Source organism: Pseudomonas sp., from assembly GCF_033723075.1.
Classification (GTDB): Bacteria; Pseudomonadota; Gammaproteobacteria; order Pseudomonadales; family Pseudomonadaceae; genus Aquipseudomonas.
Genome location: NZ_JAWVXU010000003.1, coordinates 124,569 through 150,395, shown reverse-complemented (window position 1 = coordinate 150,395; position 25,827 = coordinate 124,569). Strand labels below are relative to the sequence as shown.

The 25,827-nt window shown below is 61.9% G+C and carries 23 protein-coding genes; 17 read left to right on the top strand and 6 right to left on the bottom strand.

Features of this window, described 5'->3' with window-relative positions; translation table 11 throughout:
- Positions 1-39 precede the first annotated feature (39 nt).
- From R3355_RS05040 to R3355_RS05005, 8 genes are all read left to right on the top strand, one after another.
- Positions 40-2,871: a 2-oxoglutarate dehydrogenase E1 component gene (locus tag R3355_RS05040; RefSeq protein ID WP_318960322.1), complete on the top strand. Its 2,832-nt coding sequence runs from the start codon at positions 40-42 to the stop codon at positions 2,869-2,871.
- A gap of 70 nt (positions 2,872-2,941) precedes the next feature.
- On the top strand, positions 2,942-4,156 hold the full coding sequence (gene odhB, locus R3355_RS05035) for a 2-oxoglutarate dehydrogenase complex dihydrolipoyllysine-residue succinyltransferase (protein ID WP_318960321.1): 1,215 nt from the start codon (positions 2,942-2,944) through the stop codon (positions 4,154-4,156).
- Positions 4,157-4,220: 64 nt separating this feature from the next.
- The gene (gene lpdA / locus R3355_RS05030) at positions 4,221-5,657 is read left to right on the top strand and encodes a dihydrolipoyl dehydrogenase (RefSeq protein WP_318960320.1); all 1,437 of its coding nucleotides are present in this window, start codon (positions 4,221-4,223) and stop codon (positions 5,655-5,657) included.
- Positions 5,658-5,856: 199 nt separating this feature from the next.
- Positions 5,857-7,023 carry an ADP-forming succinate--CoA ligase subunit beta gene (gene sucC / locus R3355_RS05025; RefSeq protein WP_318947118.1) on the top strand — a complete coding sequence of 389 codons (1,167 nt, stop codon included), beginning with the start codon at positions 5,857-5,859 and terminating at the stop codon, positions 7,021-7,023.
- Positions 7,023-7,910 (top strand): succinate--CoA ligase subunit alpha, encoded by an 888-nt coding sequence (sucD, locus tag R3355_RS05020; protein ID WP_318960319.1) that lies wholly within the window; start codon positions 7,023-7,025, stop codon positions 7,908-7,910. The genes sucC and sucD overlap by 1 nt, the downstream gene beginning before the upstream one ends.
- A 282-nt stretch (positions 7,911-8,192) precedes the next feature.
- Entirely contained in the window at positions 8,193-9,506 is a 1,314-nt protein-coding gene (gene brnQ / locus R3355_RS05015) for a branched-chain amino acid transport system II carrier protein (protein ID WP_318960318.1), read from the top strand.
- Positions 9,507-9,610: 104 nt separating this feature from the next.
- Positions 9,611-10,345 carry a DUF599 domain-containing protein gene (locus R3355_RS05010; protein ID WP_318947115.1) on the top strand — a complete coding sequence of 245 codons (735 nt, stop codon included), beginning with the start codon at positions 9,611-9,613 and terminating at the stop codon, positions 10,343-10,345.
- Entirely contained in the window at positions 10,342-10,731 is a 390-nt protein-coding gene (locus tag R3355_RS05005; RefSeq protein WP_318947114.1) for an MAPEG family protein, read from the top strand. Before R3355_RS05010 ends, R3355_RS05005 begins: the two co-directional genes overlap by 4 nt.
- A gap of 111 nt (positions 10,732-10,842) precedes the next feature.
- Here R3355_RS05005 and R3355_RS05000 read toward each other — a convergent pair whose 3' ends face one another.
- A complete protein-coding gene (locus R3355_RS05000) occupies positions 10,843-11,034 on the bottom strand; it encodes a hypothetical protein (protein ID WP_318947113.1) in 192 nt (63 codons plus the stop codon).
- 192 nt (positions 11,035-11,226) lie between these two features.
- Between R3355_RS05000 and R3355_RS04995 the strand changes: the two genes are divergently transcribed.
- The 5 genes from R3355_RS04995 (at position 11,227) to R3355_RS04975 (ending at position 16,472) form a co-directional block, all read left to right on the top strand.
- Positions 11,227-11,706: a PaaI family thioesterase gene (locus tag R3355_RS04995; RefSeq protein WP_318960317.1), complete on the top strand. Its 480-nt coding sequence runs from the start codon at positions 11,227-11,229 to the stop codon at positions 11,704-11,706.
- The gene (locus R3355_RS04990; protein ID WP_318947111.1) at positions 11,699-12,145 is read left to right on the top strand and encodes a PaaI family thioesterase; all 447 of its coding nucleotides are present in this window, start codon (positions 11,699-11,701) and stop codon (positions 12,143-12,145) included. Before R3355_RS04995 ends, R3355_RS04990 begins: the two co-directional genes overlap by 8 nt.
- Positions 12,146-12,195: 50 nt before the next feature.
- Complete coding sequence (locus R3355_RS04985; RefSeq protein WP_318960316.1) at positions 12,196-13,452, top strand: MFS transporter; 1,257 nt, start codon at positions 12,196-12,198, stop codon at positions 13,450-13,452.
- A 197-nt stretch (positions 13,453-13,649) separates the two neighbouring features.
- Entirely contained in the window at positions 13,650-15,569 is a 1,920-nt protein-coding gene (htpG, locus tag R3355_RS04980) for a molecular chaperone HtpG (protein WP_318960315.1), read from the top strand.
- 120 nt (positions 15,570-15,689) lie between these two features.
- A complete protein-coding gene (locus R3355_RS04975) occupies positions 15,690-16,472 on the top strand; it encodes a dienelactone hydrolase family protein (protein WP_318960314.1) in 783 nt (260 codons plus the stop codon).
- A 41-nt stretch (positions 16,473-16,513) separates the two neighbouring features.
- Here the strand turns inward: R3355_RS04975 and R3355_RS04970 are convergent, their stop codons facing one another.
- From R3355_RS04970 to R3355_RS04955, 4 genes are all read right to left on the bottom strand, one after another.
- On the bottom strand, positions 16,514-17,305 hold the full coding sequence (locus R3355_RS04970; protein ID WP_318960313.1) for a DUF4394 domain-containing protein: 792 nt from the start codon (positions 17,303-17,305) through the stop codon (positions 16,514-16,516).
- Positions 17,306-17,456: 151 nt separating this feature from the next.
- Positions 17,457-18,170, bottom strand: coding sequence for an anti-sigma factor domain-containing protein (locus R3355_RS04965; protein WP_318960312.1), 714 nt, complete (start codon positions 18,168-18,170; stop codon positions 17,457-17,459).
- Positions 18,167-18,715 (bottom strand): sigma-70 family RNA polymerase sigma factor, encoded by a 549-nt coding sequence (locus R3355_RS04960; RefSeq protein ID WP_318947105.1) that lies wholly within the window; start codon positions 18,713-18,715, stop codon positions 18,167-18,169. The genes R3355_RS04965 and R3355_RS04960 overlap by 4 nt, the downstream gene beginning before the upstream one ends.
- A 90-nt stretch (positions 18,716-18,805) precedes the next feature.
- Positions 18,806-19,684 carry a pirin family protein gene (locus tag R3355_RS04955; RefSeq protein ID WP_318960311.1) on the bottom strand — a complete coding sequence of 293 codons (879 nt, stop codon included), beginning with the start codon at positions 19,682-19,684 and terminating at the stop codon, positions 18,806-18,808.
- 224 nt (positions 19,685-19,908) lie between these two features.
- Between R3355_RS04955 and R3355_RS04950 the strand changes: the two genes are divergently transcribed.
- Together R3355_RS04950 and R3355_RS04945 are read left to right on the top strand one after the other, a co-directional pair.
- Complete coding sequence (locus R3355_RS04950) at positions 19,909-20,931, top strand: amidohydrolase family protein (protein ID WP_318960310.1); 1,023 nt, start codon at positions 19,909-19,911, stop codon at positions 20,929-20,931.
- Positions 20,932-20,993: 62 nt separating this feature from the next.
- Positions 20,994-21,458: a DUF3859 domain-containing protein gene (locus R3355_RS04945; protein ID WP_318960309.1), complete on the top strand. Its 465-nt coding sequence runs from the start codon at positions 20,994-20,996 to the stop codon at positions 21,456-21,458.
- A 15-nt stretch (positions 21,459-21,473) separates the two neighbouring features.
- Here R3355_RS04945 and R3355_RS04940 read toward each other — a convergent pair whose 3' ends face one another.
- Positions 21,474-21,908 carry an OsmC family protein gene (locus R3355_RS04940; RefSeq protein ID WP_318960308.1) on the bottom strand — a complete coding sequence of 145 codons (435 nt, stop codon included), beginning with the start codon at positions 21,906-21,908 and terminating at the stop codon, positions 21,474-21,476.
- Positions 21,909-22,089: 181 nt separating this feature from the next.
- On the opposite strand from R3355_RS04940, the gene R3355_RS04935 reads away from it, so the two are divergent.
- Positions 22,090-22,809 (top strand): response regulator, encoded by a 720-nt coding sequence (locus R3355_RS04935; RefSeq protein ID WP_318960307.1) that lies wholly within the window; start codon positions 22,090-22,092, stop codon positions 22,807-22,809.
- A 164-nt stretch (positions 22,810-22,973) separates the two neighbouring features.
- Positions 22,974-25,775: a PAS domain S-box protein gene (locus R3355_RS04930; protein WP_318960306.1), complete on the top strand. Its 2,802-nt coding sequence runs from the start codon at positions 22,974-22,976 to the stop codon at positions 25,773-25,775.
- Positions 25,776-25,827: the final 52 nt, after the last annotated feature.

The window sequence follows — 25,827 nt, the reverse complement described above, 5'->3', positions numbered from 1 at the left end:
TCTTCGCCGGTGGTGTCCCCTTACCGAGGGTGACCAAGCATGCAAGAAAGCGTGATGCAGCGCATGTGGAACAGTGCCCACCTATCCGGTGGTAACGCTGCCTATGTGGAAGAGCTCTATGAGCTTTACCTGCACGATCCCAACGCTGTGCCCGAAGAGTGGCGCACCTACTTTCAGAAATTGCCGGCTGACGGCAGCGCCGCTACTGATGTATCGCATTCTACGGTTCGCGATCACTTCGTGTTGCTGGCGAAAAACCAGCGTCGTGCCCAGCCGGTATCCGCCGGCAGCGTGAGCAGTGAGCACGAGAAGAAGCAGGTCGAAGTCCTGCGCATGATCCAGGCATTCCGCATGCGTGGCCATCAGGCTGCCCAGCTCGATCCGCTGGGTCTGTGGCAACGGCATGCACCGGCTGATTTGTCGATCAATCACTATGGCCTGACCAATTCCGACCTGGACACCACCTTCCGTACCGGAGGTCTGTTCATCGGCAAGGAAGAGGCTACTCTGCGTGAAATTCACGATGCGTTGCAGCAGACATATTGCCGCACCATCGGTGCCGAGTTCACCCATATCGTCGATTCCGAGCAGCGCAACTGGTTTGCCCAGCGCATGGAAAGCGTGCGTGGGCGTCCGAGCATTTCAACGGAAGCGCAGAGCCATCTGCTGGAACGCCTGACTGCCGCTGAGGGCCTGGAAAAATACCTGGGCACCAAATACCCGGGTACCAAGCGTTTCGGTCTGGAAGGCGGCGAGAGCCTGATTCCGCTGCTCGATGAAATGATCCAGCGCGCCGGCTCCTACGGTACCAAGGAAGTCGTCATCGGCATGGCCCACCGTGGCCGCCTCAACGTGCTGGTCAACACCTTCGGCAAGAACCCGCGTGATCTGTTCGACGAGTTCGAGGGCAAGAAGCAAGCGGCCCTCGGTTCCGGCGACGTCAAGTATCACCAGGGCTTCTCCTCGAACGTCATGACCGCCGGTGGCGAAGTCCACCTGGCCATGGCGTTCAACCCTTCTCACCTGGAGATCGTTTCGCCAGTGGTCGAGGGGTCGGTGCGCGCTCGTCAGGATCGCCGCAACGACAGTACCGGCGACAAGGTGCTCCCGGTTTCACTGCACGGTGACGCGGCGTTCGCCGGCCAGGGTGTGGTGATGGAAACCTTCCAGATGTCGCAGACCCGTGGTTTCAAGACGGGCGGCACCATTCATGTGGTGATCAACAACCAGGTCGGCTTCACCATCAGTAACCCGGAAGATTCGCGTTCCACCGAGTACTGCACCGACGTGGCGAAGATGATCCAGGCGCCGATCCTGCACGTGAATGGCGATGACCCGGAAGCGGTGCTGTTCGTCACCCAGCTGGCCGTCGACTATCGCATGCAGTTCAAGCGCGATGTGGTGATCGATCTGGTTTGTTACCGCCGCCGCGGTCACAACGAGGCCGATGAGCCGAGCGGCACTCAGCCGATGATGTACCAGCAGATCAGCAAACAGCGCACCACCCGTGAGCTGTATGCCGATGCGCTGACCGCGGCCGTGCGCCACTCAACCGATGATGTGCAGAGCAAGATCGACGACTACCGCACCGCACTGGACAATGGCCAGCATGTGGTCAAGAGTCTGGTCAAGGAGCCGAACAAGGAGTTGTTCGTCGACTGGCGCCCGTACCTGGGCCATACCTGGACCGCACGTCACGACACCCGTTTCGAGCTCAAGACCCTGCAGGATCTGTCCGCCAAACTGCTGGAAATTCCGGAAGGCTTTGTCGTCCAGCGTCAGGTCGCGAAGATTCTCGAAGACCGCCAGAAGATGGGCGCCGGTGCGCTGCCGATCAACTGGGGCTACGCCGAAACCATGGCCTACGCCACCCTGTTGTTCGAGGGGCACCCAATCCGCATGACCGGCCAGGATATTGGCCGTGGCACCTTCTCGCACCGTCACGCGGTGCTGCACAACCAGAAGGGGCCGGGTTCGCACATACCGCTCAAGCATCTGTACAGCGGCCAGCCGCGTTTCGATCTGTACGACTCGCTGCTTTCGGAAGAGGCGGCATTGGCGTTCGAATACGGCTACGCCACCACCAAGCCGGATGCCCTGGTGATCTGGGAAGCGCAGTTCGGCGACTTCGCCAACGGTGCCCAGGTGGTGATCGATCAGTTCATCACCAGCGGCGAGCACAAGTGGGGTCGCCTGTGTGGTCTGACCATGCTGTTGCCGCATGGCTATGAAGGGCAGGGCCCGGAGCACTCCTCCGCGCGCCTCGAGCGCTTCCTGCAGCTGAGCGCCGAACACAACATCCAGGTGTGTGTGCCGACTACCCCGGCGCAGGTCTACCACATGTTGCGTCGCCAGGTGATCCGTCCACTGCGCAAGCCGCTTATCGCGCTGACTCCGAAGTCGTTGTTGCGCCACAAGCTGGCTATCTCGACCCTGGAAGAGCTGGCCGAAGGCTCGTTCCAGACCGTGATTTCGGAGATCGATGCCATCGATCCGAAGAAGGTCGAGCGCCTGATCCTGTGCAGCGGCAAGGTTTACTACGACCTGCTGGAAAAACGTCGTGCCGAGGCTCGCGAAGATATCGCCATCGTGCGTATCGAGCAGCTTTATCCGTTCCCGGAAGAAGATCTGGCCGAAGTTCTCGCGGCGTACAAGCACCTCAAGCACATCGTCTGGTGTCAGGAAGAGCCGATGAACCAGGGTGCCTGGTATTGCAGCCAGCATCACATGCGTCGCGTCGCCACTGCGTACAAGAAGACTCTGTTCCTCGAGTACGCCGGCCGCGAAGGCTCTGCTGCACCGGCCTGTGGTTACGCCTCGATGCACGCCGAGCAGCAGGAAAAACTGCTGCAAGACGCCTTCACCGTTTAACGCCTTTGCGCAAGAGGCGGCCTGATGAGGCCGCCTCGTCGAACAAACCGAATTTAAGGAACCACACAGAATGGCTATCGAGATCAAAGCCCCTACTTTCCCGGAATCGGTTGCCGACGGCACCGTGGCCACGTGGCACAAGAAGCCGGGCGATGCGGTCAAGCGCGACGAACTGATCGTCGACATCGAAACCGATAAAGTAGTGATCGAAGTGCTGGCCGAGGCCGACGGCGTCCTCGCTGAAATCGTCAAGAATGAAGGCGACACCGTGCTCAGCAACGAACTGCTGGGCACCTTGAGCGAAGGTGGTGCTGCTGCTCCTGCACCAGCTGCCGCCGCCCAGGCTGCTGCGCCTGCCGCTGCTGCTCCGGGTGTTGCGGGTGATGAGCAGATTCTCTCGCCGGCCGCACGCAAGCTGGCTGAAGAGAACGGCATCGACCCGAACAGCATTGCCGGCACCGGCAAGGGTGGCCGGGTGACCAAGGAAGACGTGGTCGCCGCTGTCGACGCGAAGAAAAATGCCCCTGCGCCAGTTGCCAAGCCTGCTGCTGCTGTCGCCGCGCCGGTATTGGCCGCCGGTGATCGGGTCGAGAAGCGCGTACCGATGACCCGCCTGCGGGCCAAGGTTGCCGAGCGTCTGGTCGAAGCCCAGTCCACCATGGCCATGCTGACCACCTTCAACGAAGTCGACATGACCGAAGTCATGGCCCTGCGTTCGAAGTACAAGGACCTGTTCGAGAAGTCCCACAACGGCGTGCGCCTGGGCTTCATGTCGTTCTTCGTCAAGGCCACCACCGAAGCGCTGAAGCGCTTCCCGGCGGTTAACGCTTCGATCGACGGCACCGACATCGTCTACCACGGCTACTCCGACATCGGTGTTGCCGTATCGAGTGACCGTGGCCTGGTGGTGCCGGTACTGCGCAATGCCGAGCTGATGAGCCTGGCTGAAATCGAAGGCGGTATCGCGACTTTCGGCAAGAAGGCCAAAGACGGCAAGCTGTCGATCGACGAGATGACCGGTGGTACGTTCACCATTACCAACGGTGGTACCTTCGGTTCGATGATGTCGACGCCTATCGTCAACCCGCCGCAAGCCGCCATCCTGGGTATGCACAACATCCTTCAGCGCCCGATGGCCATCAACGGTCAGGTTGTCATCCGGCCGATGATGTACTTGGCGCTGTCTTACGATCACCGCCTGATCGACGGCAAGGAAGCGGTGAGCTTCCTGGTGACCATCAAGAACCTGCTGGAAGATCCGGCTCGTCTGCTGCTGGATATCTAAGCCAGTCTCTCCCAAGGTGGCCCCCCACAAGGGGCCGTCCGGTTTATTCGAGAAGGAATCATGTATGACCCAGAAATTTGACGTGGTAGTCATCGGTGCCGGCCCTGGCGGCTATGTAGCGGCGATCAAGGCTGCTCAGCTCGGCCTGAAGACCGCCTGCATCGAAAAGTACCAGGACAATGAGGGCAAGATCGCGCTCGGTGGTACCTGCCTGAACGTCGGTTGCATTCCGTCCAAGGCGCTGCTGGACAGCTCCTGGAAATATCACGAAGCCAAAGTAGGCTTTGCCATCCACGGTATCGAGGCCAAGGGCGTCAGTATCGACGTGCCGGCGATGGTTGCGCGCAAGAGCAACATCGTCAAAAACCTCACCGGTGGCGTCAGCACGCTGTTCAAGGCCAATGGTGTGACCCTGCTCGAAGGTCACGGCAAGTTGCTGGCTGGCAAGCAAGTGGAAGTCACCGCGCTGGACGGCACCACTCAGGTGGTTCAGGCCGAGAACGTGATTATCGCTTCCGGCTCCAAGCCGATCGACATCCCGCCGGCCCCGGTCAACCACGACACTATCGTCGACTCCACCGGCGCCCTGGAATTCCAGAGCGTGCCCAAGACCCTGGGCGTCATCGGTGCTGGCGTGATCGGTCTGGAACTGGGTTCGGTTTGGGCGCGTCTGGGTGCCGACGTCACCGTGATCGAAGCGCAGGACAAATTCCTTCCGGCTGCCGATGAGCAGATCGCCAAGGAAGCCCTGAAGACTCTGACCAAGCAAGGCTTGAAGATTCGCCTGGGCGCGCGCCTGACCGCTTCCGAAGTGAAGAAGAAGCAGGTCATCGTCAGCTTCACCGATGCCGAAGGCGAGCAGCAGCTGACCTTCGACAAGCTGATCGTAGCGGTCGGCCGGCGTCCGGTGACCACCGATCTGTTGGCCACCGATAGCGGTGTCGATCTGGACGAGCGTGGTTTCATCTACGTCGACGACCAGTGCGCCACCAGCGTACCGGGTGTTTACGCGGTGGGTGACGTGGTTCGTGGCGCCATGCTGGCGCACAAGGCCTCGGAAGAGGGCGTGATGGTTGCCGAGCGCATCGCCGGGCACAAAGCCCAGATGAACTACGACCTGATCCCTTCGGTCATCTATACCCATCCGGAAATCGCATGGGTTGGCAAGACCGAGCAGCAGTTGAAGGGCGAGGGCGTTGCCGTTAATGTCGGTACTTTCCCGTTCGCTGCCAGTGGCCGCGCCATGGCTGCCAACGATACCGGTGGCATGGTCAAGGTGATTGCCGACGCCAATACCGACCGTGTACTGGGCGTTCACGTGATCGGCCCGAGCGCCGCCGAGCTGGTTCAGCAGGGTGCAATCGGTATGGAGTTCGGCACCAGCGCCGAGGATCTGGGCATGATGGTCTTCTCCCACCCGACGTTGTCCGAAGCACTGCACGAAGCAGCTCTGGCCGTGAATGGCCATGCCATCCACATCGCCAACCGCAAGAAGCGCTAAATAGTCGTTTTTGAGTCGCCACACCGGATGCTGTTCACCGGTACTGGCGACCTTGCAAGAAGAACCACGGCGGACTGCCCGCGTAGAGCCTGGCTCAACGCGGAATGCCGCCGGACTGCTCGCAGAAGCAGTCACAGGTGGTGCGGCATCACAAGTGCAGCACCGAATGCGCAATACCTAACGAAGACGGTAGACAAGCATGAATCTCCACGAGTATCAGGGTAAGCAGCTGTTCGCTGAATACGGCCTGCCCGTATCCAAGGGTTTCGCCGTAAGCACTCCGGAAGAAGCCGCAGCAGCCTGCGACAAAATTGGCGGCACCGAATGGGTCGTCAAGGCTCAGGTGCATGCCGGTGGCCGCGGTAAAGCGGGCGGCGTGAAGCTGGTCAAGAGCAAGGAAGACGCCAAGGCCTTCGCCGCCAACTGGCTGGGCAAGCGTCTGGTGACCTACCAGACCGACGCCGCCGGTCAGCCGGTCAACCAGATTCTGGTTGAGTCCTGCACCGACATCGCCAAAGAGCTGTATCTGGGCGCGGTAGTCGATCGCTCCAGCCGTCGTATCGTGTTCATGGCTTCCACCGAAGGTGGCGTGGACATCGAGAAGATTGCTCACGATACTCCTGAGAAAATTCTCAAGGCCACTATCGATCCGCTGGTCGGCGCTCAGCCGTTCCAGGGTCGCGAGCTGGCTTTCCAGCTGGGTCTGGAAGGCGATCAGGTCAAGCAGTTCACCCACATCTTCGTTGGCCTGGCCAAGCTGTTCCAGGACTACGACCTGGCTCTGCTGGAAGTGAACCCGCTGGTAATCAAGGCCGACGGCAACCTGCATTGCCTCGACGCCAAGATCAACATCGACAGCAACGCCATGTACCGTCAGCCGAAGCTGCGTGCCATGCACGATCCGTCCCAGGATGATCCGCGCGAAGCTCACGCTGCCAAGTTCGAACTGAACTACGTTGCCCTTGAAGGCAACATCGGTTGCATGGTCAACGGTGCCGGCTTGGCCATGGGCACCATGGACATCGTCAACCTGCATGGCGGTCAGCCTGCCAACTTCCTCGACGTAGGTGGCGGCGCGACCAAAGAGCGCGTGACCGAAGCGTTCAAGATCATCCTCTCCGACGACAACGTCAAAGCTGTTCTGGTGAACATCTTCGGCGGCATCGTGCGTTGCGACATGATTGCCGAAGGCATCATCGGCGCGGTCAAGGAAGTCGGCGTGAAGATCCCGGTTGTGGTTCGTCTGGAAGGCAACAATGCCGACCTGGGCGCTAAAGTACTGGCTGAAAGTGGCTTGAACATCATCGCGGCAACCAGCCTGACCGACGCTGCTCAGCAAGTCGTCAAAGCTGCGGAGGGCAAGTAATGAGCGTCCTGATCAATAAAGACACCAAGGTAATCTGCCAGGGCTTCACCGGCTCGCAAGGCACTTTCCACTCCGAACAAGCAATCGCCTACGGCACCAAGATGGTTGGCGGCGTGACTCCGGGCAAGGGTGGCAGCACGCACCTGAACCTGCCTGTGTTCAACACCGTGACTGAAGCCGTAGCCGCGACTGGCGCCACCGCCAGCGTGATCTACGTTCCGGCTCCGTTCTGCAAGGACTCGATCCTGGAAGCGGCCTTCGGCGGCATCAAGCTGATCGTCTGCATCACCGAAGGCATCGCGACCATCGACATGCTCGAAGCCAAGGTCAAGTGCGACGAGCTGGGCGTGGTCCTGATCGGCCCGAACTGCCCAGGCGTGATCACTCCGGGCGAGTGCAAGATCGGCATCATGCCGGGTCACATCCACCTGCCAGGCAAAGTAGGCATCGTGTCGCGTTCCGGCACCCTGACTTACGAAGCCGTGAAGCAGACCACTGACGCCGGCTTCGGCCAGTCCACTTGCGTGGGCATCGGCGGTGACCCGATCCCGGGTTCCAACTTCATCGACATCCTGAAGTTGTTCCAGGAAGACCCGAAGACCGAAGCGATCGTGATGATCGGCGAGATCGGCGGTTCGGCTGAAGAAGAAGCGGCGGCTTACATCAAGGCCAACGTGACCAAGCCGGTGGTGTCCTACATCGCTGGTGTGACCGCTCCGGCGGGCAAGCGCATGGGCCATGCTGGCGCCATCATCTCCGGCGGCAAGGGCACTGCGGACGAGAAGTTTGCTGCGCTGCAAGACGCTGGTGTGAAAACCGTGCGTTCCCTGGCTGACATCGGCAAGGCCCTGGCCGAGCTGACCGGTTGGGAAGTCAAAAACGCCTAAGCGTTGCTGACTGAAAAAAGGCCACCTTCGGGTGGCCTTTTCTGTTTATCGGGCATGAGAACTGTTGCCGATGCGACAGCTGTTTACGCCAGTTCGACAGCCTGACCTGCGTCACTGCCGCGAAAATGGCAATTTCGTTAGGCTGGCAACTATTCGTGCCTTGGCCGCCACAAGCGGGTAGTGGCACAGCAGCGGCTCAGCCCAACCGGCAGGGCGACGTTTCCCCCGATCCTTCGGGAAACCCTCGGAATTCATGTTTTTCTGCCTGTGGTATTGCCCTCTATGACTCGTTTGCAAGGCTCGGATCTCCTGGCCCTCGGTTTCATGACTTTTGCCCTGTTTCTCGGTGCCGGCAACATCATCTTCCCGCCCAGTGCCGGTATGGCGGCGGGCGAGAATATCGGCCTGGCGGCCTTGGGTTTCCTGCTCACCGGCGTCGGCTTGCCGCTGCTCACCATCGTCGCCCTGGCCCGGGTCGGCGGCGGCATGGCACTGCTCACCGCGCCGCTGGGCAGGCGCGCCGGGATGCTGTTTGCGGTGGCGGTGTACCTGGCCATCGGACCGCTATTCGCCACGCCGCGTACTGCGGTGGTGTCCTTCGAGATGGCGGTGGCGCCGTTTACCGGCAATTCGGCTATGCCACTGCTGATCTACAGCCTGGCGTATTTCGCGGCGGTGCTGTTCCTGGCGCTCAACCCGGGGCAACTGGTCAATCGTATCGGCAAATTCATTGCGCCGGTGCTCTTGGCGTCGCTCCTGGTTCTGGGGGGCGCGGCATTGCTGATGCCTGCCGGCGAGATTGGCCAGGTTGCCGCCGACTATCAGGCGGCGCCCTTCGTCCAGGGCTTCCTGCAAGGCTACCTGACCATGGATACCCTTGGCGCGCTGGTGTTCGGCATCGTGATTGCCACGGCGATCCGCGACCGCGGGGTGACCGATGGCGCATTGATCACCCGCTATTCGGTGATTGCCGGACTGATTGCGGCCGCGGGGCTGTCGCTGGTGTACCTGGCATTGTTCTACCTGGGGGCGACCAGCCAGGGTATTGCCGGTGAAGCGCAGAATGGCGTACAAGTCCTCACCGCCTATGTCCAGTACACATTCGGTACCGCCGGCAGCCTGCTGTTGGCAGTGGTGATCACCCTGGCTTGCCTGACTACGGCAGTGGGCCTGCTGACGGCCTGTGGCGAGTTTTTCAGCAGCCTGCTGCCGCTGTCCTACCGGGTGGTTGTGGTGGTGTTCGCTCTGTTCAGTCTGCTGGTGGCCAATCAGGGCCTGACCCAGTTGATCAGTATCTCGGTACCGGTGCTGGTGGGGCTCTATCCGCTGGCTATCGTGCTGATTGCATTGAGCCTGCTGGACAATCTGTGGTTGTCGCCGCGCCGGGTATTCGTCCCGGTGATGACGGTGGCCCTGGTCTTCGGTCTGGTCGATGGCTTCGCTGCCGCGGGCTTCAGTCAGTTGCTGCCATCATTGTTCAGCGAGTTGCCGCTGGCTGGCCAGAGCCTCGGCTGGCTGCTGCCGGTGTTGCTGACCTTGCTCCTGGCGGCGGCGCGGGATCGGGTGTTGGGCAGACGGCGTGCGGCAATGGCTTGATCCTTGCCGGCTAACCCAAAGGCCACCTGCAACAGGCGGCCTTTTTGTTAACCAGCGTAGAGCCGCTGCTGGCTATAATCGGCGCTGGCCAACAAGGAGTCCCTATGCCGATCGATGACTATTACCTGGCGCATCTGCTCGCCGTCTGCTGGTTCGTGATCTGCTGGGTCGGCTACAGTCGTTACGCGCTGTACAAAGGGCGCACCACGCCTTGCCTGGCCAGCGTTCTGCATCTCTACCGCGAGGATTGGATGCGCCGCATGCTGTTGCGCGAAAACCGCATCGCCGATGCCAATGTGATCGGCAATCTGGAGCGTAACGCCTCGTTCTTCGCCTCCAGTACCCTGATCATTCTTGCCGGTATCCTCACCGTGTTGGGTGCCTCCGATCGTGCGGTGTCGTTGCTGGCCGACTTGCCCTTCGTGCAGGCGGCCAGTCGCGAGATGTCCGAGGTCAAGTTGCTGTGCCTTGGGGTGGTGTTCGTCTACGCCTTCTTTACCTTCAGTTGGTGCATGCGCCAGTACAATTTCGCCGCCGTGTTGGTCGGTTCGGCGCCGATGCTGGGCGAGCGGCATGTCACCGAGCAGGAGCGCAGATCGTTTTCCGAGCGTACCGCGCGGGTGATCTCGATGGCGGCCAACCAGTTCAACTACGGTTTGCGTGCCTATTACTTTGGCATGGCGACGTTGTCCTGGTTTATCAATCCCTGGTTCTTCATTGCGGTGACCACCGGCGTGGTATTGGTGCTCTACCGCCGCGAGTTCCATTCCGATGTACTTGAAGTGATGGTCTATACCCAGACTGCAATGGTCGAGCCGGCCAAGGAGAAGGGCGAATGAGTTTGTCATTTTGGTGCGTTTTTATCAGCGCGCTGCTGATCTTTCTGGCCAAGGCGCCAGTAGCCAGGGCCATGCAGCAGGAGAGCGGGGTGTACGACAATCATCACCCGCGCAGCCAGCAAGCCCGGCTGACCGGTTTCGGCGCGCGGGCGTTGGCGGCCCACCTGAACAGCTTCGAGGCCTTCCCGCTGTTTGCCGTGGGCGTGCTGATGGCCCATGTCACCCAGACCCATGGGGTGCTGGTGGATGTACTGGCGCTGACGTTCGTGGTTTCGCGGGTGCTGTATCTTCTGTTCTATTGGGCGGATATGCACTGGCAGCGCAGCCTGGTGTGGGGGGTGGGCTTGCTGTGCAGCCTGCTGCTGATGCTGACTCCAGCCTTGTAATAACTGCAGAAACGCCAAGGCCCGCATAAGGCGGGCCTTGGCGTTGAACGGGTCACCGGCATCTCGGATGGCGTGATCCGCGATCGCTTGCGATCTTTGCCGGTGATCGGTTTAGTCTTCCATCACTTCATCTGCTTTTTGTTCGATGGCATCACCGGTATCTTCGGCCGCGTTACCCATGGATTCAGCCGCTTCCGAGACTGACTCCTTGGCCGATTCCATCTTGTCCTCCGGCGTTTTTTCGCAGGCGGCCAGCGCCAGGACGGCAGCGAGAAGCAGGGTATAGGTAAATGGCTTTTGCACGGTCAGAACTCCTTGTGGATATTTAGGATGGCTGAGTTGCCCCAGGCATAGCCCATTCGAGCATGACCCGTTTGACTAAGTTCCCCGCCCATTGCTGGATAAGTGTTCCCCTCTACTACTATGACGATGTGCCGTGGCCCAGCGAGGCGCTATCATTCGCGCCCTTTGTGCCGTTGTGGTGGGACTGATTCGATGAGCAATACCCTCATTCTCGAGCAGGCGCAGCGCTTCCTGGCGGCGCTGCGTCATTGCCAGGTGCTCGGACTCCAGGTGCATGACGCCAGTCCCCTCGGTTTGACCCTGCGCTTGCCCTATAGCAGGCAGATAGTGGGTGATCCGGAGTCCGGGGTGATTCACGGTGGTGCGATAACGACCCTGATGGATACCACCTGTGGCATTTCAACCGTTTGTGCGCTGGCCAAGTTCGAGGTTTGCCCAACCCTCGATTTGCGCATCGACTACATGCACCCGGCCGAGCCGAACAAGGACGTGTTCGGTTTTGCCGAGTGCTATCGGGTTACGCCGAATATCATCTTCACCCGCGGTTATGCCTATCAAGACGACCCGGCGCAGCCGATTGCCCACGTAGTCGGGACTTTCATGCGCATGGGCAAGGGCGTGGCGGGCGACAAACAGCTCAAGCGTGACATTCAAGGGGCTGGGCATGAGTGACCTGGAACTCAATCAGCGGGTATCCCAAGCCCATGAAAGCGGCGATTATGACGCGCTGATCAGCCTGATGCCTTATGCCAAATTGCTCGGCATGCAATGCCTGCGGCTGGGCGAAGACATGGTATTCCGCTTGCCGGCCAACCAGGACAACATCGGCAACCCGATCCTGCCGGCACTGCACGGCGGAGTGATCGCCGGTTTCATGGAACATGCCGCCATGCTCCATCTGTTGATGTTCATGGGTATTCCACATTTGCCGAAAATCATCGACTTCTCGATAGATTACCTGCGCGCGGGTCATTATCGTGACACCTATGCCCAGTGCCAGGTGTGGCGACAAGGTCGGCGCGTCGCCAACGTGGCAATTACGGCCTGGCAAACCAATCAAACCGAGCCTATTGCCACGGCGCGGGCGCACTTCAAGGTCGACGAGCCTTGAGTCCGCCAGGGCTATCGGACCTGCTCGGTATTTCTAGTTAAGGAATTTGAATGGAAGCGTTGCTGATCCTCGGTGGCTTGCTGCTGATTCTGGCCGGACTGGTCTGGTTGGTGATGCGCGCCTTCGGTACGGGGCTGCTGTGGGGCTGGGCGAGTCTGCTGCCGCCGTTCACGCTGTTGTATGTGCTGCGCCACTGGGGCAGTGCGCGGCAGGCGGTGGGGCTCAGTGCCCTGGGATTTATCCCGCTGATCGTCGGCCTGACCCTGCTTGCCAGCCAGGATTCACAGCGCCTGCATGCGTTGTTGAGCATGCAGTGGCTCAAGCCGGAGGCGCAGACCCCGGCGGACTTGTCCATCGAGTTGCACGGCGAGTTGAATGGCCAGCCTTTTGTGCCGCAGCAGGGCGAATTGCTCGGCAGTGTGCTCAGCCTGCGCGAAGGCCAGGATTTTTTTGCCCGCCGCGAACTGGTCATCCGCCTGCCGCAGCCGGTGACCGGCGCCTTGCGCCTGGATGTGTTGCCTGGCGACCAAGGCCCGCTGCCGGAAATCGAAGTGAGCTGGTTGCTGCCGGAGCAGGATCTGCCCGAGGCGCGGCGACTGAGCCATGGCTACACCCTGCACCTGAACCTGCAACCTGTGCCGCCGAACAAGCTGGCTGGCGATTTTCATCTGGTGCTGCCGGCACAGTACAAAACCATCCTGAGCGGTCGGCTCGAGCTGTTCCGCGATGGCTTGCGTTATCGCGACGGCCGAGTCGATCGGCATATCGACTCCACCGATACCCTGGCCTATGTCATCGAGGACTATCTGCAGCGGCGTTTCGCCAGTCGTTCGGTGCAGTTGGCTGAGATGCCGCCGGTAATGCTGCCGGCTGACAGGTTGGAGCTGACGGTCGAGGCGCAGATCAATGGGCAGCCACAGCGCCTGCCGATCCTGCTGAACAAGACCGCGTCCCGTGGCTGGGCGGTCGAGGCCGATCGCTTTGCCGCATTGCCGGAACGGGCGGCTGTGGTGGCAGCGCCGCAAGCGGACATCGCGCCAGTCGCAACGGCGAGCAGCGAGCGTATCAGCCGTCCGTTGGATCGGCGTCTGCGTTTCGGCCTCGATGGTCTGCTGCGCAGCCCGAGCCGCTACGAGAATCTGGCCATGCGCGTATTGACCACGCGCGGCAGTACGGCTGAGGGGCGTTTTCAGGGGGTCGACCAGGAAGGGCGCATCGTCCTGCGCCAGCGTCTGAGCGGTTCGGGCGCGGCCAGCTACGCCTTGCGCCCCGAGGAAATCAGCACGATCGAGCTGCTGGAACCCTGAGCGGCGGTGAGACGCTCGTCTACTGCGGCCGTCTCCTGACGCCCGCGGTGAGCGCCTGGAGACGCTCTCGCTGCGGCGCTCGATATTTTCACAACCGCCGAGACGCTTGGCCAACTACTTGAAATCCTGAAGCTTGCCCCCATCTGCATGACATCCGCCGGATTCCGGCCTAGTCACCAATGTGGAGTTAGACGACCATGAGTGTGGAAACTCAAAAAGAAACCCTGGGCTTCCAGACCGAGGTGAAGCAACTGCTGAACCTGATGATTCATTCGCTGTATTCCAACAAGGAAATTTTCCTTCGCGAATTGATCTCCAACGCCTCGGATGCCACCGACAAGCTGCGCTTCGAGGCGCTGGCCAAGCCCGAGCTGCTGGAAGGTGGCGCCGCGCTGAAGATTCGCATCAGTTTCGACAAGGAAGCCAAGACCGTCACCCTCGAGGACAACGGCATCGGCATGAGCCGCGAGGACGCGATCACCCACCTTGGCACCATTGCCAAGTCCGGCACCGCCGACTTCCTCCAGCATCTGTCCGGCGACCAGAAGAAGGACTCGCACCTGATCGGTCAGTTCGGCGTGGGCTTCTATTCGGCCTTTATCGTCGCTGACAAGGTCGATGTGTTCAGCCGTCGCGCCGGTCTGGCGGCCAGTGAAGGCGTGCATTGGGCGTCGAAGGGCGAGGGCGAGTTCGAGATCGCCACCGTCGACAAGGCCGAGCGCGGCACCCGTATCGTCCTGCACCTGAAGAAGGGTGAAGAAGAGTTCGCCGACGGTTGGCGCCTGCGCAACATCATCAAGAAATACTCCGACCATATCGCCCTGCCGATCGAACTGCCGAAAGAGGCTGTTGCTTCTCAGGAGAGCGGTGAAGAGGCTGACAAGCCGGCCGAAGTCGAGTGGGAAACCGTCAACCGCGCCAGCGCGCTGTGGACCCGTCCACGTGCCGAGGTCAAGGACGAGGAATACCAGGAGTTCTACAAGCACGTCGCCCATGACTTCGACAACCCGCTGGCCTGGAGTCACAACAAGGTCGAGGGCAAGCTTGAATACACATCCTTGCTCTATGTCCCGGGGCGGGCGCCGTTCGACCTGTACCAGCGTGATGCCTCCAAGGGCCTCAAGCTGTATGTGCAGCGCGTGTTCATCATGGATCAGGCCGACGAGTTCCTGCCGTTGTACCTGCGCTTCATCAAGGGTGTGGTCGACTCCAACGACCTGTCGCTGAACATCTCCCGCGAGATCCTGCAGAAGGATCCGGTGATCGACTCGATGAAGTCGGCGCTGACCAAGCGCGTACTGGACATGCTGGAAAAACTGGCGAAGAACGATCCCGAGCAGTACAAGGCGTTCTGGAAGAACTTCGGCCAGGTGCTCAAGGAAGGTCCGGCGGAAGATTTCGCCAACAAGGAGAAGATCGCCGGTTTGCTGCGTTTCGCCGCCACCAGCAGCGACGCGGGCGAGCAGAGCGTGGCCCTGGCCGACTACATCGGGCGGATGAAGGAAGGCCAGGACAAGATCTACTACCTCTCCGGCGAATCCTACGCCCAGGTGAAGAACAGCCCGCACCTGGAAGTGTTCCGCAAGAAAGGCATCGAGGTGCTGCTGCTCACCGACCGCATCGACGAGTGGCTGATGAGCTACCTCACCGAGTTCGATGGCAAGCACTTCGTCGACGTCGCCCGTGGCGACCTGGACCTGGGCAAGCTGGATTCCGAAGAGGACAAGCAGGCTCAGGAAGAAGTGGCCAAGGCCAAAGAAGGCCTGGCCGAGCGCCTGAAAGCCGCGCTGGGCGAGCAGGTGGCGCAGGTGCGGGTCTCCCATCGTCTGACCGACTCGCCGGCGATCCTCGCCATCGGTGAGCAGGACTTGGGCTTGCAGATGCGCCAGATTCTCGAAGCCAGCGGGCAGAAGGTGCCGGAATCCAAGCCGATCTTCGAGTTCAACCCCAACCATCCGCTGATCGAGAAGCTGGATGCCGAGCCGGACGAAGAGCGTTTCGCCGACCTCAGCCACATCCTCTTCGACCAGGCGGCGCTGGCGGCCGGTGACAGCCTGAAAGATCCGGCGGCCTACGTGCAGCGACTGAACAAGCTGCTGGTCGAACTCTCGGCCTGATAACGGCAGTGGCCTGATACCTGTAGTAATGAAAAAAGCCCGCTTATGCGGGCTTTTTTCATCGTGGTGCCCGTTCAGGCGCTACTGTTTGAGGGGTACCCACTGAACAGGAGCAGTTCGATGCACAAATCACTCATACCCCTGGCGCTGGCCGGCCTGGTCGGTGTCGCCGAAGCTGCGGTGGTGGTCAAGCCGGTGCCTTACGAGATCGATGGTGAGGCCTTCGAAGGGATGCTGATCTATGACGATGCAGTGACCAGTCCGCGGCCCGGGTTGGTCATGGTGCCGGACTGGCTGGGGGTGACCGAGAGCTCGGCGAAGCAGGCCGAACTCGTCGCGGGCGACAAGTACGTGGTGTTCATGGCCGACATGTACGGCAAGGCGGTACGCCCGAGCAATGCGCAGGAGGCGGGAGCGGCGGCCGGAGCGGTGCGCGGCGACCGGGCCTTGATGCGCAAGCGCGCCCAGGCCGCGGTCGAGGCACTCAAGGCGCAGGCGGATCAGGTGGCCCTGGATAGCGGCAAGCTGGGCGCCATCGGCTTCTGTTTCGGCGGCGGTGCGGTGCTCGAGCTGGCCCGTTCGGGCGCCGGTCTGCAAGGTTTCGTGTCCTTCCATGGCAATCTGGATACGCCGAACCCGGCCGATGCGCAGAACATCAAGGCGCCGGTACTGGTGCTGCATGGCGCCGACGACCCGTCGGTGCCGCCGGAGCAGGTCGAGGGTTTCATCGCCGAGATGAAAGCGGCGAACACCGATTGGCAACTGGTCAGCTATGGCGGTGCGGTGCATTCCTTTACCAATCCGCAGGCCAATACTCCGGGTCGCAATCAGTACCATCCGCAGGTGGCGGCGCGGTCCTATCGGGCGATGAACGATCTGTTCGCGGAAGTCTTCGCCCAATAAGCCGTAAGCGGGAAGGCCAGGCGGCCTTCCCGCATCCTCGTTTACATTTCAGGCAGTACGGCGATATCGATGATATTGCCCGGCAGGCCGGCGACCTCGCCCAGGGTGGTTGGCTTGCCGCTGGCCAGGCCCAGGGTGTGCAGCGTGGTACCGGTCAGCAGGTAGGCGGTGTTGCCACCCTTGCCGTCGCTGCCTATATCCAGGGCCGGGTTCTGCAGACCATCGACGATCTTGCCAACGGCTTGCTGGATGCCGTCGTTAGGCGGATTTTGCAGCATCAGGCTGCTGCTGGCCATGTCGACGTTGTACAGCGAAGTAGCCTGGGTGCCGGCATAGGAGTTGGTGTAGGCCCCAGCTGCCACTTGTGCACTTTTACCTGCATAGGCACCGTCAGCCGCGTAGGCCACTGAACCATCGACCACCACCTCACCGGTTTCGACATTGACCCGGAAGTTGGTGCCGTCGGCGGCCAACATGCGCAGTTTGTCGGCAACCGGATTGAAATCGATGACCGCCTGACCGCTGCCGGGCAGCTGCTTGTTCAGGCTGGTCGCCTTGCTGGCCGCGCCCGTGGCCAGGTCCAGGGTATAGAGCTGGTTGTCACTGCCCAGCCCATAGAGCACGCCGTTGGCTGGGCGCACATCGATGCCGCGCAGTGGGCTGGGGCTGTCGGCGGGCATGGTGGCGGTGATTGCCAGGCTGGCGCTGTCGATCTTGAACAGCTGGCCATCGGCACTCAGTGCCAGCAGCGTGGCGGCGCTGGCAGTGCCGGCGGCCAGGCTGAGGGTGGCAGTGGCAACGGCAGTGGTCAGCAGGGTATTGAGCCTGTTCATAAGCGTCCTCTCATCTGTGGTTATCCAGCATCGATGCAAGGCCGGATAAGGCCGGCCTTGCAGGTGCCTCGATGAAACACCTGATAGCTATACCCACGAGAGCGCGCCTGGATGTCGCCGCCTGAAAATAAATTCGGCGGCGTGCTCAAAGTCAGTTGGCCGAGGCTATCACCGCGCGGCCGATATACAGCACCTTGCCGGTTGGCCGGTCCTCGGGCGAGCCTCCGGCCGGTTCCAGGGTCAGTTCGAACAGTTGGCCGGGTTGTACCGCACCAATCTGTTCGGCGGACAGCTGCAATGGCTTACCCGGTTCGACCAGGCCCAGGGAGCGCGGACCGATGGCCGGATCGATCAACGTCCAGAATTGTACGGAACGGTCGGCGGGGATCTGATCCTGCAGCAGCGGTTGCAGGCGCAGGCTGCCATTGCCATCGATATGCACCACCCAGCCTGGCTTGGCCGCCTCACCCGGAGCCTGCAGCACCACGGTGTAGCTGCTGACGACGCTGTCGCTGCGCCATAGCTCAGGCAGCAGGGCGGCGATCAGCGCCAGCGCCAGGGCGGCGCTGGTAAGTCGCCAGGTGGTCAGGCTCTGCCACCAGGCCAGCCAGCCGCTCACGCGACTGACCGCCGGGGTCAGCCCGAGGCTGTCCTGCAGGCGCTGCCACAACTGCGCGGAGGGTGCCTGCGGCGGCAACTGGTCGCTCAGCTCGAGAAAGTGCTGCTGCCATTGCAGGGCCATTTGCGCGGCTTCGGCATCCTGCTCAATCAGCTCGCGGACTTCCTTGGCCTCGGCCTCGTCGAGCAGGCCCAGAACGTATTCGCCGATCAATGCGCGGCGTTCGGCAGGTTGCTGCGTAATCATGCTTGCAAACACTCCTGCAGTGCGCGCAGACCGGCGCGGATACGGCCCTTGATGGTGCCCAGCGGGGTGGTCAAGCGGTTGGCGATCTGTTCATGGGTCAGGCCACGGTAGAAGGCCAGCAGAATCGGGTGACGGCGGTTGCGCTCGATACCCTGCAGGCAACGATGCAGCTGCTGCTGTTCGCCCCGTTGCTCCAGCAGCTCGGCGGCCTGCGGGCTGTCGTCGGCGGCGCGTTCGATAAAGTCGTCATCCATTTCCACCGTGCGGCCACGGCTGCGCAGCTGGTTCAGGGCGCGGTAGCGCAGGATGCTGTAGATCCAGGCGCGGCCGCTGCCAAGCGCCCGCTGAAAGCGCTGGGCATTGCGCCAGATCTGCACAAAGGCATCGTGCACACAGTCCTCAGCCTGATCACGGCGGCCGAGCAGGGTGATGGCCAGCCCGAGCATCTGCGCGGCCTCCTGTTGATAGAGCGCCTGGAATGCCCGCTCATCCTGCCGGGCGCAGTCTTCCAGACGGCTTTCGTAATCGAACAGCGGCTGCGCCATGCACAGGGTTCCTGAGTGTGTGAGCGTGCCAAGGGTTATACCCGAGCACCTGCTGTTTGGATGTCGCGGGAGTGCAACAAATCTTCTCCGTCAGCGTGGCAGCTCGATTCGCGCGGTCTCGCCTGGCACCGTTGGCCAGTCCTGCGCGGCCCAGCGTTGGCGCGCCTGGTCGATCAGTGCCGGGTCGCTGGCGACGAAGTTCCAGTCGATCCGTCGCGGCCCCAGGGATTGGCCGCCGATCATTACCAGATGGCTTTCGCCGCAGGCGCTGAGGGTGAAGGTTTCGCCCTCGGGTAGTACCGCCAGTGTGTGCAGTGGCAGGGGCTGATCATCCAGCAAGGCTTCGCCGTCGATCAGGTACAGCGCCCGCTGTGGGTGCTCGGCGGGAATCGCCAGGCTGGCGCCGGCGGCCAGCCTGAGTTCGGCATACAGGGTCGGTGAGCGTACCGGCACCGGCGACTGCAGGCAGAAACCCTTGCCGGCGATCAGGCGGATCTGCACGCCCATGGCCTCGCTGTGCGGCAGGCTGTCGGCGATATAGTGGCTGTAACTCGGCTCGCCCTGTTCCTCCGTCTCGGGCAGGGCCAGCCAGACCTGCAGGCCATGCAGACGCGAGCCGCGCTGGTGCAGCGCCGCCGGAGTCCGTTCGACATGCGCCACGCCGTGGCCGGCGGTCATCCAGCTGACTTCGCCGGGCTTGACCAGTTGATCCGAGCCGAGGCTGTCCTTGTGCTGCAGTTGGCCCTCGAACAGGTAGGTGAGGGTGGACAGGCCGATATGCGGGTGCTGGTCGATATTCAGGCCGCGGCCGGGCGGATAGTCGTGCTCGAGGATATGGTCGAAGAATACGAAGGGGCCGACGCTGCGGCACTTGGCCGACGGCAGCGGGCGCAGGATCGGCTGGCCGGCGATCTTCTCCGGGTGCGGTTGGATCAGCAGCAGGCCGGTTGCATTGCGAGTGGCGCTCATGGCAACTCCGGGGATGGAATATGGCTAAGCTGCCAGCCTAGTCCATCGCTGCGGTTGCAGGCCAGCGCCGACAGAGCGTGACTGGGGTGCGGAAATTATCGCTGGCCGAGCCGCTCCAGCCCCGGACTATTCATCCTGGGGTCGTGGGCCACGCCTGCGCGCTCGCTGAACTTGCCGGGTAGCTGCCGGGTCTACCCAGACCATGCTGTCAGGAGGACACCGCTGTGCATCTTCTACGTTCGAGCTTGATCCTGTTCCTCGTGCTGGCCGCGAGCGGTGCGTACTCGCGCGAGTATCGCTACAGCGATGCCCATCTGCATTACGTCGATTTTTTCCAGGAAAGCGCCGGCATGGACCAGCTGCTCGCGCGCATGGCCGAGGCCAATGTCGAGCATGTGATGCTCTCGGGGATCCCGGTGGCGAAGAAATGGGACGAGAACGAACCCAAGCGCCCGCGTTACTACGCCGGTGACGACGCCAATGCCTATTGGTACAGCGCCACCGATGGGCTGATCGCGCATGCCTACAAGCAGCTGCCGACCGAGCAGCGCCGGCGCTTTCATCCCTTCCTCTCCGGCTTCAACCCCAGCGACATGAACGCCGATGCGCATATTCGTCGCATGCTCGAAATGGATCCCGGCCTGTGGCAGGGCATCGGCGAAATATTCACCCGGCACGACGACCTGACCGCGCTGATCCACGGCGAGGCGCCGCGGGCCGACAACGAGGCGCTGGCGCGGGTCTACCATCTGGCCGCCGAATACGACTTGCCGGTGATGCTGCATTCCAACATCACCTCCAAGCGCGAGCGTAACCCACTGTACTTGCCGGAAATGGAAGCGCCGCTGCGCAATCATCCGCATGTGCGCTTCATCTGGGCGCATGCCGGTACCAGCCTGGAAATACATCGGCATCAAGAAAAGCTGGATTTCCTCCTGGCGACCCTCGATCGCATGCTCGAAGCCTACCCGAACCTGTATATCGATCTGTCCTGGAGCATGCTCAGACCCTATCTGCTGGATGAGCAGGGCAAGCCCGACCCGGACTGGTTGAAACTGGTCAGGCGCTATCCCGAGCGGTTCATGCTCGGCTCCGACGTGGTGGGCCGCTTCGACAGCATGGGCGAGTACATGCGCGGGTTCGAGCCGTTCCTCGATGCCTTGCCCGCCGAGGTAGCGCACAAGGTCGCGCTGGACAACTTCCTAGCCATCCTGCCGCGCAAGGTGCGCGGTGAACTCGAGCAGTAGCTTGTCATTCGCCTGTCACACGGGTGTCATAGGCTCGCGCAATCCCAAACAAGGAGCGCGACATGCAATACACCCGTTTCAGTGCGCTGGCCGCATTCATACTGACGGCCGGCCTGGTGCAGGCCGAGGTGCGGGTCGAGGGCCCTGTGGAATACGGTATCTTTGCCAGCCAGTACCAGGACTTCAAGCCGGGCGAGCGGGTCTTGACCCGCAGCAATCAGCAGATCGAGCGCACTGAGGTGATCCCGGCCAAGCTCGGCAGCAAGTTCGGTATGCGCTATACCCTGGTCGGTAAAACCGTCGACGGCGCCCCCTTGACCCTGCTCTACCTGACGCCCGGTGTCACCACGCCCGACGGCAAGCGTCACGACAAGTTTGCCGTGGTGCAGGCGCTGGTGCCCGGAGCACCCCAGGACGTCATGGCCTTCGAGTTCAGCGAGCCCCATGAAATCGTGCCGGGCGAGTGGCATTTCATGGTGTTCCAGAATGATCGCAAGCTGGCCGAGCAGCGCTTTCAGGTGCGCTGATGGTTGCCCGCCAAATCAGGCCAGGCTGCTGTGCAGTTGGGTGCCGTTGAGCAGGTTGTCGGCCAGCGGACAGCGGCGCTCGATCTCGTCGAGCAGCGCCTGTTTCTGTTCACGGTCGAGGTCGGCGTCGATCTCGACCTTGACCCGTAGTGCCTGGAACCCGGGGCGCACGTCATCGCGCCGGCCGAGCAGGCCGTCGGGGTCGTAGTCGGCCTCGATCTCGAAGCGCATGCCGCGCAGTTCGATCTTCTGCTGATGGGCGATGTAGCGGCCCAGGGTGCCGAAGCAGCCGGCGACCGCCGCCAGGACGATATCCAGCGGGGTGGGGCCCAGGCCCTGACCGCCGGCATGCGCGGGCTGGTCCATGACCACGCGATAATCGCCGCATTGCACCTCGATGCTCATGCCGGCATGCATTTGCCCATGGGCGCTGATGGTTTTGATCGTCATGCCTGATCCCTCATCGTTCTGCGGTTTTCGTTGCCTGCAGCATAGGACGGCCCGAGCCGGAGACTTTGATCCCGGTCAAGCTAGTCGCAATGCCCCAGCAGGCCGTTCGGCCAATAGCCTGACGCGCCGCGCCTCTGGCTGGCTATGCTGTGAGGAGCGGCGGGTCGGCGAGGGTGCGGGCATGCAGGAGGGCACACAGATCCTGGTGGTGGACGATGATGGCGAGGTGCGCCAGTTACTCGAAGACTACCTTGGCGGACATGGCTATCAGGTGCGCACCTGTGCCGACAGCACGGGCATGCGCCAGGCCCTGCAGGCTGGCAGCCCCGACCTGGTCTTGCTGGATGTCGGCCTGCCTGGTGAGGATGGCCTGAGCCTGGCGCGCTTTCTGCGCGAACACCATGACCTGCCGGTGATCATGATTTCCGGGGCCGGCAGTGCGCTCGACCGGATCATCGGCCTGGAGGTGGGCGCCGACGACTACCTGGCCAAGCCCTTCGATCCGCGCGAGCTGCTGGCCCGGGTGAAAACCGTGTTGCGTCGCTATCGGCGTACGGCGGTGAGGGAGGCCGGCGCCGAGAGCGAGGAGGGCATCCGTCTGGGCCGCTATCGTCTCGATCTGCAACGCCGGCAGCTGTACGACGAGCAGGGTCATGAAGTCGAACTGACCGCCATGGAGTTCGATCTGTTGCAGGCGTTCGCTCAGCGACCCAATCGCCCGCTGTCGCGTGACCAGTTGCTCAACCTGACGCAGAACCGTGACTGGAACCCTTACGACCGCTCCATCGATATCCGTATCGCCCGTCTACGCCGCAAGCTGGAAGACGACCCGGAAAAGCCGCAGATCATTCGCACCCTGCGTGGCGTGGGCTACATGCTGGTAGTCGGCCCGCCACATTGAGCCGGGAGCTGGTGAGGGCGTGTTACCTGAGGTAGAGGGGCGTCGGTCGGGGTTTTTTCACGACCATCGGCCTCTGTTTCAATTGTTTCAGTCTGGTTGTCGAGCGCCGTGCCAGCAGCGGCGCTTCCTATACTCAGGACACAGTACTCGTGCGGAGATGCAGCATGACCCAACCGGTTCCGGCACTGGTGGCCAGTGCCCTGGATCATCCGTTACGGCAGATCGTCGATAACAGCAGTGCGGTGATCTACATCAAAGATCTGCAGGGCCGCTATCAACTGGTCAACCGTGCCTTCGAGCGGTTCTTCCAGCTGAGCGCCGAGCAGGTTCTGGGCCGCAGCGATCACGAGCTGTTTCCCGCCACCGTCGCCGACGCCCTGCGCAACAATGACCTGTGTGTGACCAGCCTTGGCCATTCCATCGAGTTCGAGGAACAACTGATCCTGCAGGACCGTTCCTGGGTCTATCTGTCGAGCAAGTTTCCCCTGTGCGACGAGCAGGGGCAGGTCATCGCCGTATGCGGCATCTCCACCGACATCAGCGAGCGCAAACGCGTCGAGGAGGCGTTGCGGCATGTCGCCCTGGGCGTCAGCGCCGCCACCGGAGAGGCGGTATTCGAAGCCATTGCGCGCTATATGGCACGTTCGCTGCGCGCCGATTTCGCCTTCGTCAGTCGCGTCAATGACGGCGTGCCGTTGACGTTGACGACCCTGGCGCTCTATTACGCGGGCAAGCTGCACGGCAACGTCACCTACGAACTGCCGGGTACGCCCTGCGAGGCGGTGTTCAACAAGGCCTTCCACTTCGTCGACAGTGGGTTGTTCGAACGCTACCCGGATGACGACGTGCTGTCGGCTTTTGCGGTCGACAGCTATGCCGGTTATCCGCTGTTCGCCAGCGATGGCAGGCCGTTGGGTCTGATTGCGGCGGGCCGTTGTGGGCCTATGCAGGATCGCAGTCGGGTGGAATCGATCCTGCGCATCTTCTCGGTACGGGCTGCCGCCGAGTTGCAGCGTCTGGATGCCGAGGCCAGTTATCGCTCGATCTTCGAGGCGTCCGCGGATGCGATATTCGTTCATGACCTGAACAGCTTTGCCCTGGTGGACATCAATCCACGGGCTTGCGAGATCTACGGTTACGCTTATGAGGAAATGCTGCGCCTGGACAACGAAGTGTTCAGTGCCGGCTATTCACCCTATACCGGCGCAGATGCCCTGCGCTGGCTGGCCCGGGCCCGCGATGAAGGACCGCAGCGCTTCGAGTGGCTCAGGCGCAACCGCGATGGCAGCCTGCACTGGGATGAGGTATTTCTCAAGCGAGCGAGCATCGCCGGCATCGACCGGATTCTCGCCTTTACCCGCGAGATCAGCCAACGCAAGGAGGCCGAGAGTGCCCTGCGCGCCAGCGAGCAGCAGTACCGCACCATCGTTAGCTGTGCGCTGGACTGCATCATCGGCATGGATTCCCAAGGGCGCATCACCACCTTCAATCCGGCTGCCGAACAGTGTTTCGGCTATACGGCTGGTGAAGTGCTGGGGCAGTCGCTGGCCGAATTGCTGATCCCCGCGCGCCATAGACATGCCCATCGCCTTGGCTTGCAGCGCTTTCTGGAGACGGGGCAGGGGGCGTTTCTCGGCCGACGGGTGGAAGTCTGTGCGCAGCGCGCCGATGGCCAGGAGTTTCCTGCCGAGCTGGCGATCTCGGTGGTGCAAGGTGCCGAAGGACCGCAGATTATCGGCTTTCTGCGTGATATCACCGAGCGTCAGCAGGCCGAGTCCCAGCGCGCAGAACTGGAACAACAGTTGCGCCAGGCCCAGCGCATGGAAGCCATAGGTCACCTGACCGGAGGCATCGCCCATGATTTCAACAACCTGCTGACCAGCATGCTCGGCTACACGGTGATGGCTGAGGAGTTGGCGGAAAAGCAGGGCGATGAGCGCTTGGGCCGTTATTTGAGCCGTGTGCAATACTCGGCGGAAAAGGCCCGCGATCTGATCCAGCAAATGCTTACCTTCAGCCGCGGCAGTCGTGGTCAGCCACAGCCAGTGGCGCTGGGCACGCTGATCGGCGAGTTCCGTCAGTTGTTGCAATCCACCCTGCCAACCAGCATGGAAATCGAGATGAGCCTGGCCCGGGATCTGCCGCCAGCCATGGTCGATCCGGTGCAGCTGGAGCAGGTGTTGATGAACCTGTGCATCAATGCCCGCGATGCCATGGGCAGCGTCGGTCGGCTGCAGATTACCCTGCAGCGGGTCGTCCAGCCGCGCAATACCTGTGCCTCCTGCCAGCAGGCGTTCAATGGCGACTACCTGATGCTGTCGGTGCGGGATACCGGCCCCGGCATCAGCGGGCCGGTTCAACTGCACATGTTCGAACCGTTCTTCACCACCAAGGCGCCCGGACAGGGCAGCGGCATGGGGCTGTCCATGGTGCATGGCATCGTGCATGAGTATGGCGGGCATATCCTGCTGGACAGCCGCGCGGGCGAGGGTGCCAGTTTCAAGGTGTTGATTCCGCCGCTGGTGCAGGCGGCCACTCAGGTGTCTACGGGCAGCTCGACCCTGCTCCAGGACAGCCACCAGGGCCGTTTGCGCGGGCGGGTCGCGGTGGTCGACGACGAGAGCATGGTGGCCGAGTTCATGGCCGAACGTCTGAGCCAATGGGGGCTCGACGTGTGCCTGTGGTGCGATGCCGAGCAGGCCTCTGAGCAGCTGCTCAGCGATCCATATGCCTGGGATCTGGTGATTCTCGACCAGTGCATGCCCCGCCTGACGGGGCTGCAGTTGGCCCGCCGTCTGTTGGCCGCTCGTGGCGACCTGCCGATTGCGCTCTATACCGGTTTCAGCGAGCAACTCGACGAAACCGAGGTGTTGGCCCAGGGTATTCGTGCGCTGATGCGCAAGCCCCTGGATCAGGCTCGGCTGCATGCCTGGCTGCGCACGATTCTGCCCAGTGACAGCGACTGAGAGGCTGAGAAGAAATCGCTCGCCCGACGGCCTTCGATATTTTTCCAGCCTC